13 protein-coding genes are annotated in these 15,421 nt (G+C 51.4%); 5 read left to right on the top strand and 8 right to left on the bottom strand.

From position 1 onward, the window contains the following. Positions 1-183 precede the first annotated feature (183 nt). Positions 184-1,593, bottom strand: a complete 1,410-nt coding sequence (aspA, locus tag PCH05_RS09950) for an aspartate ammonia-lyase (RefSeq protein WP_127602237.1) — start codon at positions 1,591-1,593, stop codon at positions 184-186. 266 nt (positions 1,594-1,859) lie between these two features. Continuing rightward, positions 1,860-3,050 carry an enoyl-ACP reductase FabV gene (gene fabV / locus PCH05_RS09945; protein WP_127602236.1) on the bottom strand — a complete coding sequence of 397 codons (1,191 nt, stop codon included), beginning with the start codon at positions 3,048-3,050 and terminating at the stop codon, positions 1,860-1,862. 226 nt (positions 3,051-3,276) lie between these two features. Between fabV and PCH05_RS09940 the strand changes: the two genes are divergently transcribed. Together PCH05_RS09940 and PCH05_RS09935 are read left to right on the top strand one after the other, a co-directional pair. Next, entirely contained in the window at positions 3,277-3,609 is a 333-nt protein-coding gene (locus tag PCH05_RS09940) for an antibiotic biosynthesis monooxygenase (RefSeq protein WP_127602235.1), read from the top strand. Between the two features lie 206 nt (positions 3,610-3,815). After that, positions 3,816-4,778 (top strand): phosphotransferase family protein, encoded by a 963-nt coding sequence (locus PCH05_RS09935; protein WP_127602234.1) that lies wholly within the window; start codon positions 3,816-3,818, stop codon positions 4,776-4,778. 50 nt (positions 4,779-4,828) lie between these two features. Here the strand turns inward: PCH05_RS09935 and PCH05_RS09930 are convergent, their stop codons facing one another. Together PCH05_RS09930 and PCH05_RS09925 are read right to left on the bottom strand one after the other, a co-directional pair. Then, complete coding sequence (locus PCH05_RS09930) at positions 4,829-5,620, bottom strand: GNAT family N-acetyltransferase (RefSeq protein ID WP_127602233.1); 792 nt, start codon at positions 5,618-5,620, stop codon at positions 4,829-4,831. A gap of 25 nt (positions 5,621-5,645) precedes the next feature. Then, on the bottom strand, positions 5,646-6,803 hold the full coding sequence (locus tag PCH05_RS09925) for an MFS transporter (protein ID WP_127602232.1): 1,158 nt from the start codon (positions 6,801-6,803) through the stop codon (positions 5,646-5,648). 203 nt (positions 6,804-7,006) lie between these two features. Between PCH05_RS09925 and PCH05_RS09920 the strand changes: the two genes are divergently transcribed. Next, positions 7,007-7,792 carry an exodeoxyribonuclease III gene (locus tag PCH05_RS09920; protein WP_127602231.1) on the top strand — a complete coding sequence of 262 codons (786 nt, stop codon included), beginning with the start codon at positions 7,007-7,009 and terminating at the stop codon, positions 7,790-7,792. 190 nt (positions 7,793-7,982) lie between these two features. Further along, positions 7,983-9,236, top strand: a complete 1,254-nt coding sequence (locus tag PCH05_RS09915; protein WP_127602230.1) for an MFS transporter — start codon at positions 7,983-7,985, stop codon at positions 9,234-9,236. Positions 9,237-9,320: 84 nt separating this feature from the next. Here PCH05_RS09915 and PCH05_RS09910 read toward each other — a convergent pair whose 3' ends face one another. The 4 genes from PCH05_RS09910 to PCH05_RS09895 form a co-directional block, all read right to left on the bottom strand. Then, positions 9,321-10,556: an aminopeptidase gene (locus PCH05_RS09910; protein WP_127602229.1), complete on the bottom strand. Its 1,236-nt coding sequence runs from the start codon at positions 10,554-10,556 to the stop codon at positions 9,321-9,323. Between the two features lie 91 nt (positions 10,557-10,647). Further along, positions 10,648-11,469 (bottom strand): carbohydrate ABC transporter permease, encoded by an 822-nt coding sequence (locus PCH05_RS09905; RefSeq protein ID WP_127602228.1) that lies wholly within the window; start codon positions 11,467-11,469, stop codon positions 10,648-10,650. 28 nt (positions 11,470-11,497) lie between these two features. Further along, the gene (locus PCH05_RS09900) at positions 11,498-12,445 is read right to left on the bottom strand and encodes a carbohydrate ABC transporter permease (RefSeq protein WP_127602227.1); all 948 of its coding nucleotides are present in this window, start codon (positions 12,443-12,445) and stop codon (positions 11,498-11,500) included. A 39-nt stretch (positions 12,446-12,484) separates the two neighbouring features. Then, positions 12,485-13,738, bottom strand: a complete 1,254-nt coding sequence (locus tag PCH05_RS09895; RefSeq protein WP_127602226.1) for an ABC transporter substrate-binding protein — start codon at positions 13,736-13,738, stop codon at positions 12,485-12,487. Between the two features lie 157 nt (positions 13,739-13,895). On the opposite strand from PCH05_RS09895, the gene PCH05_RS09890 reads away from it, so the two are divergent. Further along, a complete protein-coding gene (locus PCH05_RS09890) occupies positions 13,896-15,341 on the top strand; it encodes a serine hydrolase domain-containing protein (protein WP_127602225.1) in 1,446 nt (481 codons plus the stop codon). Positions 15,342-15,421: the final 80 nt, after the last annotated feature.

Below are 15,421 nucleotides of genomic sequence, written 5' to 3'. Positions count from 1 at the left end.
TCATCATATGAAAAATTCACAATAATAAAAAAGACGTTGTTTAGTTCATTTGATGTTGTTTCCACTTCGTGCCGTACTTAGCTTGTTGAAAAGAGTAGTGCCCTATTTCGAAACGGATTTCAAGCAGGAAAAAACAAAAAGGCTGCACCGTTTGGGACGGTGCAGCCGATATTGTAAAAGTCATTATTCCTTGTTCAGCAGCTCTGCTCCGGCAATGCCCGGATTCGTCATTTGATAAGGATCCAGAATAATATTGAGCTCTTCTTCCGTCAAGACATTGTACAGCAAGCACAGCTCGCGTACGGGCTTGCCGGTCGTGATGGCTTCGCGGGCAATCCGCGATACGACTTCATAGCCCAAATGCGGATTGAGGGCTGTAATGATGCCGACGCTGTTCTCAACATATTCGCGGCAGCGTTCCACATTGGCTTGAATGCCTTCAACGCAATGCTCGCGGAATACGCGGAATCCGTTGTTCATGATCTCAAGGGATTGCAGCAGGTTGTATACGAGCACAGGCTCCATGACGTTCAGTTCAAGCTGGCCTGCTTCGGAAGCAAGGCAGATGGTATGATCGTTGCCGATAACCTGGAAGGCGATCTGATTGATGACTTCGCACATGACCGGGTTGACCTTGCCCGGCATGATGGAAGATCCCGGTTGTCTGGATGGAAGCGAGAGCTCGCCCAGGCCGGCTCGAGGTCCCGAGGCCATCAAACGGATATCGTTGGCAACCTTGGACATGTTCATCATGCAAATTTTGAGCGCCGCAGAGACTTCGGTGTAAGCGTCCGTATTTTGGGTGGCGTCGACCAGATGGTCGGCAGGCTTGATCGGGAATCCGCTGAGCTCAGCCAGCACTTCCGCCACATGCTCGATATAGCGGATGTCTGCGTTAAGTCCGGTTCCGACCGCGGTAGCGCCCATATTGATATGCAGCAGGTTGTTTTTGGTCGCGCGAAGACGCTGGATATCGCGATCCAGCACGCGGGCGTAGGCTTGGAATTCCTGACCCAGACGGATAGGAACCGCATCTTGAAGATGGGTACGACCCATTTTGATTACGGAATCGAATTCTTTGGATTTGCTCTCAAAAGCTTGACGAAGGTCCGCCATCGTCGCAAGCAGCTTCTCGATCATCGTCAAGGTGGCCAGATGGACCGCCGTCGGGAACGAATCGTTGGTAGACTGTGCCATGTTGACATGGTTGTTCGGGCTGATGTCCGCATAGCTGCCTTTTTCCTTGCCGATCAGCTCGAGCGCGCGGTTCGCGATGACCTCGTTCGTGTTCATATTAATAGACGTTCCTGCTCCGCCCTGGATCGGGTCGACGATAAATTGATCGAGCCATTTGCCGCCTATGATTTCATCTGCGGCCTGTACGATCGCATCACCCTTGGAAGGGAGCAGTCGTTTAATCTCCATGTTAGCGATGGCGGCTCCCTTTTTGACCATGGCCATGGCCCGGATCAGCTCCGGATGGATTCTTTGGCCGGTAATCGGGAAATTTTCCGCTGCCCGCATCGTTTGTATGCCATAGTATGCTTCTTCAGGTACTTCCTTGGTGCCGAGAAAGTCTTTTTCTAATCTCATGAATACATTCCTCCGAGTTTTGTGAACTGGAAATTAGAGTCAGATGAGAACGCTTTAATGATATCGGACCCGCTATCATTATACGGTTTAAAAACAGGAACTGCTAGTCCTATGTCATTAGAGAATGAAAAAAAGGCGGATTTGTCCGCCATGGAAACACAAATGTACAACGGCAAGCGAATTGAAAGCAGGAAGCGGCTAAAATGAAGCAAAGAGGCACACAAAAAAGACCCGCCGCAATGGCGGCGAGCCCTTTTGAAAGGAAATTAGATCGAATGAAGCACTTTGACATCCGGGTCCACTTCGGCTTCGTAATCCACGCCTTCGGTCTCAAACCCGAAGAGCTGGAAAAATTCGCGCCGATATCCTTCGAGATCCGTCAGCTCGTAGATGTTGTCCGAAGTCACGCTGTCCCAGAGCTTGACAACCTCGGCCTGCACGTCTTCCCGCAGCTCCCAGTCATCAATACGGATACGTCCGGATTTGTCGACTGGCGTGTCACCTTCCACATACAGGCGGTCTGCAAACAAACGGTAAGATTGCTCGATGGTGCCTTCATGAATCCCTTTTTCTTTCATGATTTTGTACAGGGAAGAAATATAGAGAGGCACTACGGGAATGGCCGAGCTGGACTGCGTTACCAAGCCTTTGCTGACGACAACGTATGCCCGGCCGCCCGTGGACTTCAGCTCATCGTTCATTTTCAGAGCTGTGGCTTCCAGATGATCTTTAGCCCGTCCGATGGAACCGTCGCGGTAAATATCCTGAGTAATTTCGGAACCTATGTACGAGTAGGAGATCGTCGTAACGTCTTCCGTGAGCACTTCGGCTCCGCGCAGCGCCCGGATCCAGTCTTCCCAGTCGTCACCGCCCATAACGGCCACCGTGTCCTGGATTTCTTTTTCCGTCGCTGGCTCCAATGTTACTTCCGTGACTTCACCCGTGTGGAAATTGACCGTCTTGTTGGTGAAAGTCTTTCCGATTGGCTTCAACACGGAGTTGTACACTTCACCGGTTTGCGAATCGGTTTTGCGGGCAGATGCCACGCTGTAGACCACGAGATCGACTTTGCCGAGCTCTTTTTTGATCACTTCGATGACTTTTTCCTTCGTTTCCTTCGCAAAGGCGTCGCCTGTTACGCTAAAGGATTTCAGCCCGGCTTCCTGCGCCGCTTGCTCAAAAGCAGCAGAGTTGTACCATCCGGCTGAAGCCGTGCGTTTCTCGGAACCGCTGCTTGGACGATATACGCCAATCGTATTGGCACGAGCACCAAAAGCGGCCGTAATTCTAGCAGCAAGTCCATATCCTGTGGAGGCGCCGATGACCAGCACATTTTTGGGCCCCTGGATCTGCGGCTTGGACTGCACATAATCGATTTGTTCCTGAACCTGTGCTGCACAGCCTGCAGGATGCGAGGTGGTACAGATGAATCCGCGAGTTCTCGGTTTAATAATCATATTTTACATTTCCTCTCTTCCAATAAAAGAATACATCATTTGATTTTCATAAATACTCTATCCTATTGTATCAATTTTTTTGAAAACGACAAACCAGAAGCTATCGTTTGAGACAATATGAAAGGGAAGCGTTTAAAATAACACATTGACATTGATAATCATTATCAAATAGAATATTACATGTAGATTATGTGTTTACAGCTTATACATATAGGGAGGCAGCATAATGTTCATTCAAACACGCAGGATGGTCGTGACAGCGGGGAACGCTGAGCAAGTGGTAGAGAGATTCAAAAAACCGGGTCCCTTGGACGAAATGGAGGGGCTGGTCGATAAGACGGTCATGAGCTCCAAGATCAGCAAGGAGGAAGAAGAAGTGCTCGTGATGATTCGCTGGGAATCCAGGGAAGCGTGGAAGAATTGGGAGAAGAGCGACGCGCATTTGCAGGGGCACCGCGATAAAAAAGGACAACAGCCGCCGGAATACATCATCAGCACGAAGGTCATCATGTATGACGTTCACAATGTAACGAAAGGCAAGGCCTTTTCAAATCAATAACAAGCATTAAATAAACTCAGGTGCGCATCAGCCTATGAACGGCTTAGCACATCTGAGTTTTTTTGTAAGGATTCGAGTTCCAAGCCCGTTATTATTGAGTATATGGCTGACATACATAAAAAGGCTGGAAGAGCAGCTGGCATACCCGTTACAATGGGATCAGAACTTACAAACCCTATTCATTCAAGAAATGTTGGTGATGTATCATGGAAAGCCAGACAAAAGCTAAACTGACCGAGGAGCAGCTCGATCGGCTGATCGGGAAGCATTTTGGCGAGAGTACGAGCGTCGTTCACCGGACGGAGCTGACGAATGGATGGTTTAATACCGCATACGATCTTGCGCTGAGCAGCGGCGAGAACGTTATTCTTAAGGTTGCTCCGGGTGCAGAGGTCGAGACGCTTACTTGCGAGAAGAACATCATGAAGAATGAAGTGGAAGTGCTGAAGCTTGTACGGAAAGAGGGAGCGATTCCCGTTCCGAACGTGTACGCTTACGATAACAGCCAGGATCTGATTCCGCATGCATATTTTTTAATGGAGAAGGTTCCCGGTCAGCCCTACAATCTAATCAAGGAATCGATGTCCGCTGACGAAAGAGAACGGATCGAGGTAGACTTGGGACGGTATAACCGGAAAATTAACGAGATTAGAGGGGATAGCTTCGGGCATTTCGTAGCGTCACCGGAAAAATTGTTTGCTTCATGGGGTCAAGTATTTGCTGCTTTGATGGCTGATCTGCTCACGGATGGGCGCAGACTTGGTGTGCAGCTTCCGGCTTCCTACGAGGAAATCGAAGAAGCGGTCGCCGCAAAGCTGCCTTTTCTGGATGAAGTCACAGAGCCGCGGCTGGTTCATTGGGATCTATGGAATGGGAACGTGTTCGTGCACGAAGGCCGGATTCATGCGATCATCGATTGGGAGCGCGCGCTCTGGGGAGATCCGCTGTTTGAATATTATTTCGGTAAAATGGAGCCATCGGAGGCGTTTTACCGGGGGTACGGGAACCGGTTTGATTCGCAGCATGAACGGGAACGCCGGAAGCTATACGATTTATATTTCGATTTGATCCTCGTCATCGAATGCTACTCGCGAAAATACGAGAACCCGGATCACGTGCGCTGGGTCCGCAAAAATCTGGCTGCAGGCTGGGTGCAATTCCAAGATTGAAATCTAAAAACGGCGCTAATCCGGTGATGAACCGGAAAGCGCCGTTTTTGTTATTCATGGCCACGAATCTCTCGGATGCTTTGACCGCCCGCGAACGCATGCACGCTCTTCAGGCTGTCTACCGTTTGGAACCCGTATTTTTGATACACCTTTTCAATGATTTCATTGATGGGGAACACCCACAATTGGCGTACCTTGCGCAGATCAGCTTCATGCTGAATATAGCGGATCAATTCTCCGACAAGCCCTTTTCCTCTAAATTTCTCAAGGGTCGCTACGCTCTCCAGACGAGCCTGGCGATTCTGCTCGAACAGGCAGGCGGTAGACACAGGGATGCCTTCATGCCGCAGCAAATAGTGGGAGTAGGAGGGGTGGGCCCACTGCTCCATGAACACTTTTTCGACCGTCTCCTTGCCCCCGAATTCTTGGATGCTGCATTCGATCTGGAGCGCTTCCTGGACATTGCGGTCATCGACGCGTTCCACGGTGTTCCCTGAGCGCAAAGGTTTCATATCAAGACGCCCGTCCCATAGCTGAACGGGACTGATCATTTCCTCGCTGCGGAATTGATTGGCTTCCAGTGCGTTCAGGAGATTCGCTTGCAGCTCCAGGTTATAAATATAAAATCTGGGCGTGATGTTCCTCGATTCATAGAAACGAATGACTTCATCGATCACGGCCTGGGGATCACGAACCTCTTCCGTGATGTGAGCGTGGTTCGCATCATAGTAATCGGCCTGCATTTCATTGCAAAACAAAGCCCCCCAGGCGGTGTCGATTCGTTCTGTAAACGTCTCGTAATATGCATAGTCCAGTTCTAAAAAGTCCTGGAACCGGTTCATGGGATTCCCTCCTCGATCACAAGCTCTAGGAAACCTGTGAAGATTTATGGCGACCATATATTCGGTACAAAACAATGCCGAAGATCATGCCGATGAATGACATGACAGAAATGGTCAGATACATCGCTTTACCTCCAAAAGCCTGATACAACGCGCCCCCGGCAAAGGATGCCAGAATCCCCGATACCCCGAAGAAAAGCAATGCAAGCACGGTTTGTCCCGTTGCTCTCCATTCCACGGGCACAATGCTGTACAAATACTGGATTGCCGCGGTGTAAAATACCGGGAACGTAAAAATCTGCAGCAGCTGGATATAGGCCAGCCAGTTCGGATCCGTAATCCATGCCGAAATGAAGAAGCGGATAAAGTAAAAGGCTCCGGCGATGGATATGATGGCAAGCTCTTTGTTCTTGCGCAGCCACCAGAAGCTGAGGGAGAAGACAATAATTTCGCTTCCCGCGGCCAGAAACCAGGCCAGTCCCAGCAGATTGGGCTTGCCCCCGAGATCCTTGATGTAGAGTCCAAGGAACGTATCGTTCATTCGGGCAGGAATGGAGCTGATAAACACCAGAACAAGAAACAGCAGCGTTTCCTTATTGCTCAAAAAATTTTTCAGGCTCTGGATTGTCACCGGTTTGCCCGATACGGGCGCGTCCGGCATGAAGAATGTCACCAGAAGGCTGATAATGCCAAGCCCCGCAAAGGTGTAACCAAGGCTGCCGGCACCATATTTCGTCATTAAATATCCGGCGAGCAGCGACATGACCGCATAGCCCAGGGCGCCAAAGGTCCGAAGCGAACCGTAGCTGATGCCCGCGGATTCAGCGACTCTGAAGTTTAGGCTTTCCGTCAACGGATCGATGGGCATCAGAAAGAAATAGGTTAGCATCACGAACAGAACGATCAAGGCATAGCTGCTTGTGCTATAGAGCAGGTATCCTGTAACCGAAGACATCAGCACCAAAATAAGAAGTACCTTGCGGATCGTCCGCGTCCGGTCGCTGATCATCCCCCACAGAGGCTGGGCAATCAGCGTAATGAAGCCGCCGATGCCGACGATCGTACCGATTTGGGTCTCGTTCAGGCCTTGCTCGCTGAAATACAGCGGCAGGAACGGAATGAACATGGATAATAGAGCAAAGAAAAGAAAATTAAATGATTTGACGGTGAGGGAAGATCTCATTGATTTTTCATAGCCTTCTTTCCAAGATGAATATTAAACAGCGGTTCTGCTATTTTACCATAGCCATCGGGATTATGGCGTGAAGAAGTTTCGCGTTCACCGCCTGCCCATGAATGGCAACTGCCATGACGGCAAGAGTATGATACACTATGAAAAGAAATTCACAGAAATGAATCATGACGATGCAAGGAGAGGAACGGCCGATGAAACTGGTATCATGGAATGTCAATGGCTTGAGGGCCTGCGTGAATAAAGGGTTTAATGAGTATTTCAAGGAAATGAACGCGGATATTTTCAGCGTACAGGAAACGAAGCTCCAGGAAGGCCAGATTTGTTTGGATTACGGTGAAGCGTACTCGCAGTATTGGAACTATGCAGAGAAGAAGGGGTATTCGGGCACAGCGGTGTTCACGAAAATGAAGCCTCTTTCCGAATATTACGGCATCGAGGAGGACGGGGAGGTGGAAGGCCGCCTGGTTACGCTGGAATTCGAGCATTTTTATCTGGTGAATGTCTATACGCCAAACGCAAGAAGGGACCTGTCCCGGCTGGATTTGCGCATGGAATGGGAGGAACGGTTCCGCCGGTACGTCCAAGGGCTGGATGCTCGAAAACCCGTGATCGTTTGCGGTGACCTGAATGTAGCTCATCAGGAACTGGATTTGAAGAACTGGAAATCCAATATAGGCAACTCGGGTTTCACGCATGAAGAGCGCGGCAAGATGACCGAACTGCTCGGTGCGGGTTTGGTGGATTCATTCCGGCATTTTCATCCGGAACGCAATGATGCATTCACCTGGTGGTCCTTTATGCCGAAGGTCAGGGAACGGAATATCGGATGGAGAATCGATTATTTTCTGGTTTCCGAACGGCTCGTCCCGGCGCTTACTGATGCGCGGATTGATGCGGATGTCCTGGGAAGCGATCACTGTCCGATCATTTTGGAGCTGGATGAGAGCAAGCTGGCGCGGATTGGCTCCGCAAGCTGATCGGATCGGGGTTAGGGAGGAATACCATGAATACAGGCAGCGAAGTCCGCATGATGCGGCTTGGCTGCCTTTTTTGTATGCACGGAACGCATTCGTGTCTATAGCATAAAGTGCTTGTTTTTCGCAATAATCGCAAGCGACACACGCTGCAAGGGCCGCTATAATGATTGAAAAAAAAGGATGTGGAGAAATGTCAGAACAAAGCTTAAGCAAGGCGGCGCCGAATCCGGCCCTCGCCGTATTGCTGGGGGTCAGCGCTGCACATCTGCTGAACGATGCGATGCAGTCGGTCGTGCCTTCGGTGTTTCCTCTCTTTCAGCAGCAGATGCAGCTGAGCTATGTTGAGATTGGCTGGGTCGCTTTTACGCTGAATATCACGGCTTCCATTCTACAGCCCGCCATCGGATATTATACGGATCGGCGGCCTGTGCCGCTGCTGCTACCGCTTGGCATGCTGTTCACCCTGCTCGGTATGGTCGGGCTTGCCTTCTCGCCCTCGCTCGGATGGCTGCTTCTGTCGGCGGCATGGATCGGAATCGGTTCATCCGTTCTCCATCCGGAGTCTTCGCGGGTTGCCCATTTGGCGATGAACAAACGCAAAGGTCTTGCCCAATCCGTATTTCAGGTCGGCGGCAATGCGGGTCAGGCATTTGCCCCATTGATGGCAGCGTTCATTATCAGCCCTCAGGGTCAGCTGGGCTTTCTTTGGTTCATCGTGCTTGCGGGAATCGGCTTCGTTCTTCAATTCGGAATCAGCCGCTGGTATCGTGTCCAGACACGGCCCGCTGCAAGAGCGGCGAACAACAAGGCGAGCGTAAGGGAAAGACGTTTTAGCAGAGGCTTCATTGCATATGTTCTTGGAATTTTAATTCTCATGCTGTTTTCCAAGTTCGTATATTTGGCCAGCATGACGGGCTATTATTCCTTTTATTTTATGGACAAATATCACTTGTCCTTTAAACATGCCCAGATCAGCATCTTTGCCCTGCAATTCGCCGGCATGGTCGGAACGTTTATCGGGGGACCGCTGGCCGACCGGTTCGGCCGTCAGAAAATGATCTGGTTTTCGATTCTTGGCACGGCGCCGTTTTCCCTGCTGCTGCCATATGCCGGACCGTCCGTTTCCATCGTTTTATGCGTATGCATCGGGTTGATTCTGATGTCAGGCTTTTCCGTCATTATTGTGTACGCCCAAGAGATGCTTCCGGGTCATGTCGGGACGGTGGCCGGACTGTTTTTTGGATTATCGTTCGGAATGGCCGGTCTTGGATCCGTCGCCATGGGATGGCTGATGGATACGCAAGGGGTTGAGTTCATGACGAAAGTATGCGCCTTTTTGCCGCTCCTCGGGCTGCTGGCGCTCCTCTTGCCGAAGGACTCCGTCATGATGGGGACAACCCCGCACAGATCCGGGACGCCTGCTTCCGAGGCGGCCAGAGGATAAGTTTAATGCTTGTAAAATGAAAAAGGATTGTTCTTACGGCAGGCAATGCCATAAGAACAATCCTTACTTCGTTGCTTTATCCGATCATTCGGCCCAGACGCCGTTCCTAAAGACCGGCTCCATGGTGCCATCCGGCAGCTCGCCGTCGATCTCAAGCTCCGCGGAGCCCACCATGAAGTCGACATGCGTGAGGCTGACATTGGCCCCGCGCGCCAGCAGCTCTTCCTTGCTCAGCTTGGTGCCGCCCTCGATGTTCACCGGATAGGAGCTCCCGAGCGCAAAGTGACAGGAGGCGTTCTCGTCGATACCGGTGTTGAAGAACACCCGCTTCATCTTGGAGATCGGAGAGTCCGCAGGCACGAGCGCCATTTCGCCCAAGTAAGAAGCGCCTTCATCCGTTTCAAGCAGCGAAGTCAGATGCTCGCGGCCGGATTCGGCAGCATATTCGACGACTTTGCCGTCTTTGAATGTCAGCTTGATGCCTTCGACCAGGCGTCCGTTCAAGTTCAGCGGCAGCGTGCTTGATACCGCACCGTTCACGCCCAGACGATGAGGCATCGTGTAAATTTCCTCGGTTGGCATATTGGCGACGAAATAGTTACCGTCTTCGTTGTAATCCCCGCCGCCCAGCCACAGATAACCATCCGGCATTTCGACGTGCAGATCGGTTCCAGGCGCACGGTAATGCAGCGCTTTATAGCGTTTATGGTTCATGAATTCCTGTTTTTGCTTCAGGGTTTGGATATGCTCCTTCCAGGCCGCTACCGGATCATTGTCGGACGTGACACGGTTCATTTGGAATACGGCCTCCCACATCGCTTCGATCCGCTGTTCCTCCGGCAGGTCGGCGAATACCTTGTCAGCCCAGGCTTTCGTAGGAGCTTTGATGAGTGACCAGGTTACCTTGTTGCTGCGAACATAGGATTGATAGGTTTCACGGGCTACGGCAGCAGCTTTAACAGCTGTCGATACTTTGGCGGAGTCAATGCCGCGGAAAAGCTCAGGATCGGGCACTTTAATATGTAAAACCGCTCCGCCGCCTTCGGCGAGCTGTTCCATCGTGTCGGCCTGCCATTTCGGATAGTAGCCGAAGGAATCGTCAGGGGCTTTTTCATAGCGGATTCTCGTTATCTTTTCATCATCCCAGTCGACCTGAACGAATTTGGCTCCGGCTTCATAGGCTTTCGAAACGACATGGCGCGTGAAATCCACGGCTTCCAGAGGAGACTGCACGAGCAGCACCTGTCCGGGTTGAATGTTGACGCCCACTTGAATGACGAGTTCAGCGTATTTTTCCAGCATACGGTCGAAATCTTTCATTTGCGATAAGTCCTCCAGTATATGTGATCTCCCTCCTAGTATACCCTGATTCGCCGGACGGTGCTTTCGGTTTTTTACGTAGCGGCGTTCATCAGCTCTTGATCGCGCCGGCGGCAATATCCGATACAAACTGCTTGCTGACGAACAGGAACATGACAATGAGCGGAATGACGGCAAGCAGCGTACCGGCGATGACAAGCGCATAATCGGTCGTATAAATGCCGTTCAGGGAAGCAAGCGCGACCTGAATCGTAAATTTCCGTTCATCGTTCAGAATGATCAGCGGCCACAAATAATCGTTCCAGGCTCCGATGAAGGTAAATGCGCCGAGAAAGGAAAGAGCCGGTCTTAGAATAGGAAGCGAGATATTCCAATACAATCGGAAAAAGCCGCAGCCGTCGATCTTTCCCGCATCGAGCAGCTCCGAGGGAACCGACTCCTCCGCATACTGCCGTATCCAAAAGATGCCGAAAGCATTCGCCATCCCGGGAATAATCAACGCTTTGAACGAGCCCACCCAGCCGAACTTGGCCATGATCACGAATGAAGGGACGAGAGACAGCTGTGCAGGCGCCATCATGGTCGCAAGCAGCAGCACGAACAGCCACTTTTTGCCGGGAAAACTGAATTTGGCGAAGGTGTAGCCGGCGAGCGAATCGAAGAACAGCACCAGAACGGTGCTGGCTGCAGCGACGAAGAGCGTGTTGAGCAGCGTCCGGAAAAAATCGATGCTATCGAAAACGCGGGATATATTATCGAATAAATGCGATCCAAACCACAGCTTTGGCGGGAAACTGTAGATTTCAGGCGTGGTACGCGTCGCCATGACGGCCAGCCAGTAGAAAGGAAACACCGAGACGATGAGTCCCAAGATCAGACCCAAATATAATAAAAGGTTTTTGCTCCGTATCATACGTATCCCTCCCGGTAGGTATTGACCATCATTTGGCGCCGCTTCCCTGGACCATTTTCCAGTTGAATATCGAGAAAAGCGCGATCAGCACGAACATTCCCCAGCCGACAGCCGAGCCGTAACCGAAATAGTTATTGATGAAAACCTCCCGGTATAAATAAAGAACGATCGTCAGACCGCCCCCGTTGGCGCCGCCGTCGTTGCCGACCAGAACCTGAGGTTCCGTGAAAATCTGCATGCCGCCGATCGTTGACGTAATGACGGTAAACAGGATGATCGGCCGGAGATTGGGTAGTGTGATGCGGAAAAAGGACTGGACGCCGGATGCGCCGTCGATTTTGGCAGCTTCATACAGCACGGACGGGATGCTCTGCAGGCCCGCAAGGTAAATGACGGCATTGTAGCCCACCCAGCGCCAGATGACCATAAAGGACACCGCCAGCTGAATGCCCCATGTATGGTTAAGCCATTCCACGGGATTCAGGCCAAACAGCGAGAAGATATAATTTAGAAGTCCGTAATTGTTGGAAAAGATCGTGCTGAACACGATGGATACCGCGACCAAAGAAGTGACATTCGGCAGGAAATACCCGATGCGGAAAAAGGTCCGGAATTTCACGAACGACGCGTTGAGCAGAAATGCGACGACGAGCGCCGAAAACAGCATCGGAATCGTCGAGTAGATCCAGATCAGCAGCGTGTTGCGGACAGCTTTCCAAAACTCCGGATCGGTCAGCATGAACCGGTAATTGTTGATGCCATTGAAGGTCATCTCGCTGATGCCGTCCCACTTTTGGAAGGAGAGGTACATCGAGAAGAGGATCGGGAATAATCCGAACACGGCGAACAGGATATAGAAAGGCGATATCGCCAAATATTCTTTACGGTGCTTCCAGATTGCCGATGACCATTTACGCTTGGCGGACACGGCATGCACCTGCCGCGGCTCCAGCGGTTGACGAAGCGGTTCACCCATAGTTGTAACCTCCCTGATAAAATTTTTGCCATAAAATCCTTAGCGGAGGAGCTCTTTCTTCACGCGTTTCAGGGCGGCATTCCAGGCGGTTTCCGGATTTTTCCCCAAGGCGACGGCTTGCAGCTCACGGCTGACAATCCCGTTCAGATTCGCATATTTGGTGCCGAAATAAGCCGGTTTGACGCCGCGGGCGGATTCGGTGAATATGTCGCCGGTGCTCTGGCCGCCGAAGAAATCCTCTTTCTCCTTCATGATAGGTGCGTCCAAAGCCTTGGTGGCGGAAGGGAAGAGGTTCACGTCTTTGAAGGCCGTCACCTGGTTATCCGGATTCAGCAGCCATTTCATGACTTCGAAGGCTTCCTTCGGATGCTTGCTCGTTTTCATGATCGCGAGGAAAGAGCCTCCGTTATTGCCGTCACCACCCGGAGCGCGCGCCACGCGCCACTTGCCGGCCGTATCGGGCGCAGCATCCATCAGAATCTGCTTGCACCATACGGCGCCGACGAAGGAGGCGATTTTGCCGTTGTTCATGGCGGCGTTCCATTCGGAGGTGAACGAATTGGTATTGGCGAGCAGGCCTTTTTGGGAAGCTTGAACCGCCAAGTCCCAGGCTTTTTTCATGGAAGATGCCGGGGTTTCTCCAATAAACTCCTCATTTTTATCAAAATAGACGGAATCGGATTGAGCGTTTACCTGCGTGTAGATGCCGCCGATGTTGTCGGTCAGCTTCACTTTGCCGCCGAATGCCTGATTCAGCTTTTCACCAGCCTTGAAATAATCCTCCCAGGTGCCCATCTGTTTGTGAACTTCTTCGGGATCCGTGGGAAGACCAGCCTGCTTAAAGAGATCCTCGCGGTAAAAAAGAGCAGTCGGTCCGGTATCGATCGGCATGGCGATCATTTTACCTTCGGGCGTTACCCCAAGCTGCCATTTCCAATCCAGGTAATCCGGCTCGAGTTCCTTTGCGCCGAGGTCGTAAAGATTGTAGAAACGGTCGGCGCTCGGGAACAGTTCCGTGACCCAGTCGTTGAACGCGACGATGTCCGGGCCGCTGCTGCCTGCCGCCAAGGTGGTTTTGAGCTTGGATTTGAAGTCGCCGCCAATCTTTTGGGCATTGATGCGCACGTCGGGGAACTGCTTCTGCACGGCCTGAATGAGCTTGTCATCCAAACCCCGGTTCCAGTACCACAATGTAAGCGTTTTCTGATTTGGGGTCGACGAATTGACGGAGCATCCGCTAAGCATGAACATGACAATCAGAAGACATAAGATGCAATTGCGGGTTTTTGTCATTCCTTTTGCCTCCAATCCTGTTTCAGCAGGTCATCTAAACTCCTATCCATACTTCCTAAATTATGTAATAATGATCATTATTAATCATTCTTTTTTGAGTTGAAACGCTTGTGGTTATGATCTCATGGCTTTATACCAAACAAAGGAGTGAAAACGTATGCAGAACACGCATGTACCACTTCCACGAAAAAACCCGAAGGAATTAGGCATTTCCGCCAGTAGCGTGATCGGCTTCCTGGAAAGCCTGAAAGCGCGGCAGATCGAAACCCACAGCTTCATGCTGCTTCGCCATGGACAAGTTGCCGCAGAAGGCTGGTGGAATCCTTATGCGCCCGAGCTGCCTCACATGCTGTTTTCCCTAAGCAAAAGCTTCACCTCGACCGCGATCGGCATGGCCGTGCATGAAGGCATTCTGACATTGGATGATCCGGTGATTTCCTTTTTTCCGGAAGAACTGCCGGAGGAAATATCCGACCATCTCGCGGCGATGCAAATCCGTCATTTGCTCATGATGGGAACCGGTCATGACCAAGACACGATGGATGCGCTTCACTCGGCGGAGGACGGCAATTGGGTCAAAGCTTTTTTGAATGAGCCGGTCGTTCATGAACCGGGAACGCATTTCTTGTACAACACGGGCGCAACTTACATGCTTTCGGCGATTTTGCAGAAGGCGACGGGACAGAATCTGCTCGAATTTCTGGGTCCCCGTCTGTTCGAGCCGCTCGGCACCCAGCATCCGACGTGGGAAACCTGTCCACGGGGCATACATACAGGCGGATTCGGACTGAATGTAACCACCGAGGATATCGCCAAATTCGGTCAGCTGTATCTGCAAAAAGGGATGTGGCAGGATAAGCGGCTTATCGAGGAGAGCTGGATCATCGAAGCGACAAGCAAGCAAATCTCGAACGGCGATGGAGGCGACAGCGACTGGGCGCAGGGATACGGCTACCAGTTCTGGCAATGCCGCCATCACGCCTACCGCGGCGATGGAGCCTTCGGACAATTCTGTATCGTGCTGCCGGAGCAGGATGCCGTCATCGCCATGACATCCGGCACGAACGATCTGCAAGGCGTACTGAACTGTGTGTGGGATCATCTGCTGGACGCATTTCTGCCGGACTCCTGGGCTGGGGATGAGCAAATTGAGCAAGAGAAACGGCTGAGCGACTACTTGAAGAGTCTTCGCCTGGACCCGCCGCAGCATAACGGGGAGTCTGTTCGTGAGGATGAAATCAGCGGAGTAACATACATGCTGGATACCAATGAATTCGGTATTGAAAGCCTCCGTCTTGATTTCCAGGCGGATGAAGCCCTCCTGACGATACGAAACTCGAAGAAGGAAGAGAAGCTGCGTCTTGGGCGGCAGCGTTGGCTGCCCGGGCAATCGGATGCATTCAACCGCGAGGATGGCCGTGCCGCATCCAGCTTTACCTGGATTTCCGCAGACGAAGTTCTGATCACGATCCAGGGCATTGAAACGCCGTTTCGACTGAATGAACATATCGTTCTGAAGGATGGGGCGATCGAACTGAAGCAAAACATCAACGTGTCTTTCGGGCCAACCGAAAGCGAGCCTATCGTTGGAAAAGCACTGTAAATACAACTTTGTTCATGCATAGAGTGAAGCCTGACCGCATTATAGCGGTCAGGCTTTTTGAAGATTATAGAATTTATAAA

It is taken from the genome of Paenibacillus chibensis, assembly GCF_004001045.1.
In the GTDB taxonomy this organism is placed as follows: Bacteria; Bacillota; Bacilli; order Paenibacillales; family Paenibacillaceae; genus Paenibacillus_AQ; species Paenibacillus_AQ chibensis.
The sequence above is the reverse complement of the archived record's forward strand: the minus strand, read 5'-3'. Positions and strand labels throughout refer to the sequence as shown.

Coding starts and splice junctions, on each gene's coding strand:
- PCH05_RS09940 (WP_127602235.1), top strand. CDS start 3,277: ATGTTCATTCAAACACGCAGGATGGTCGTGACAGCGGGGAACGCTGAG.
- PCH05_RS09935 (WP_127602234.1), top strand. CDS start 3,816: ATGGAAAGCCAGACAAAAGCTAAACTGACCGAGGAGCAGCTCGATCGG.
- PCH05_RS09890 (WP_127602225.1), top strand. CDS start 13,896: ATGCAGAACACGCATGTACCACTTCCACGAAAAAACCCGAAGGAATTA.
- PCH05_RS09915 (WP_127602230.1), top strand. CDS start 7,983: ATGTCAGAACAAAGCTTAAGCAAGGCGGCGCCGAATCCGGCCCTCGCC.
- aspA (WP_127602237.1), bottom strand. CDS start 1,593: ATGAGATTAGAAAAAGACTTTCTCGGCACCAAGGAAGTACCTGAAGAA.
- PCH05_RS09930 (WP_127602233.1), bottom strand. CDS start 5,620: ATGAACCGGTTCCAGGACTTTTTAGAACTGGACTATGCATATTACGAG.
- PCH05_RS09900 (WP_127602227.1), bottom strand. CDS start 12,445: ATGGGTGAACCGCTTCGTCAACCGCTGGAGCCGCGGCAGGTGCATGCC.
- PCH05_RS09895 (WP_127602226.1), bottom strand. CDS start 13,738: ATGACAAAAACCCGCAATTGCATCTTATGTCTTCTGATTGTCATGTTC.
- fabV (WP_127602236.1), bottom strand. CDS start 3,050: ATGATTATTAAACCGAGAACTCGCGGATTCATCTGTACCACCTCGCAT.
- PCH05_RS09925 (WP_127602232.1), bottom strand. CDS start 6,803: ATGAGATCTTCCCTCACCGTCAAATCATTTAATTTTCTTTTCTTTGCT.
- PCH05_RS09905 (WP_127602228.1), bottom strand. CDS start 11,469: ATGATACGGAGCAAAAACCTTTTATTATATTTGGGTCTGATCTTGGGA.
- PCH05_RS09910 (WP_127602229.1), bottom strand. CDS start 10,556: ATGAAAGATTTCGACCGTATGCTGGAAAAATACGCTGAACTCGTCATT.
- PCH05_RS09920 (WP_127602231.1), top strand. CDS start 7,007: ATGAAACTGGTATCATGGAATGTCAATGGCTTGAGGGCCTGCGTGAAT.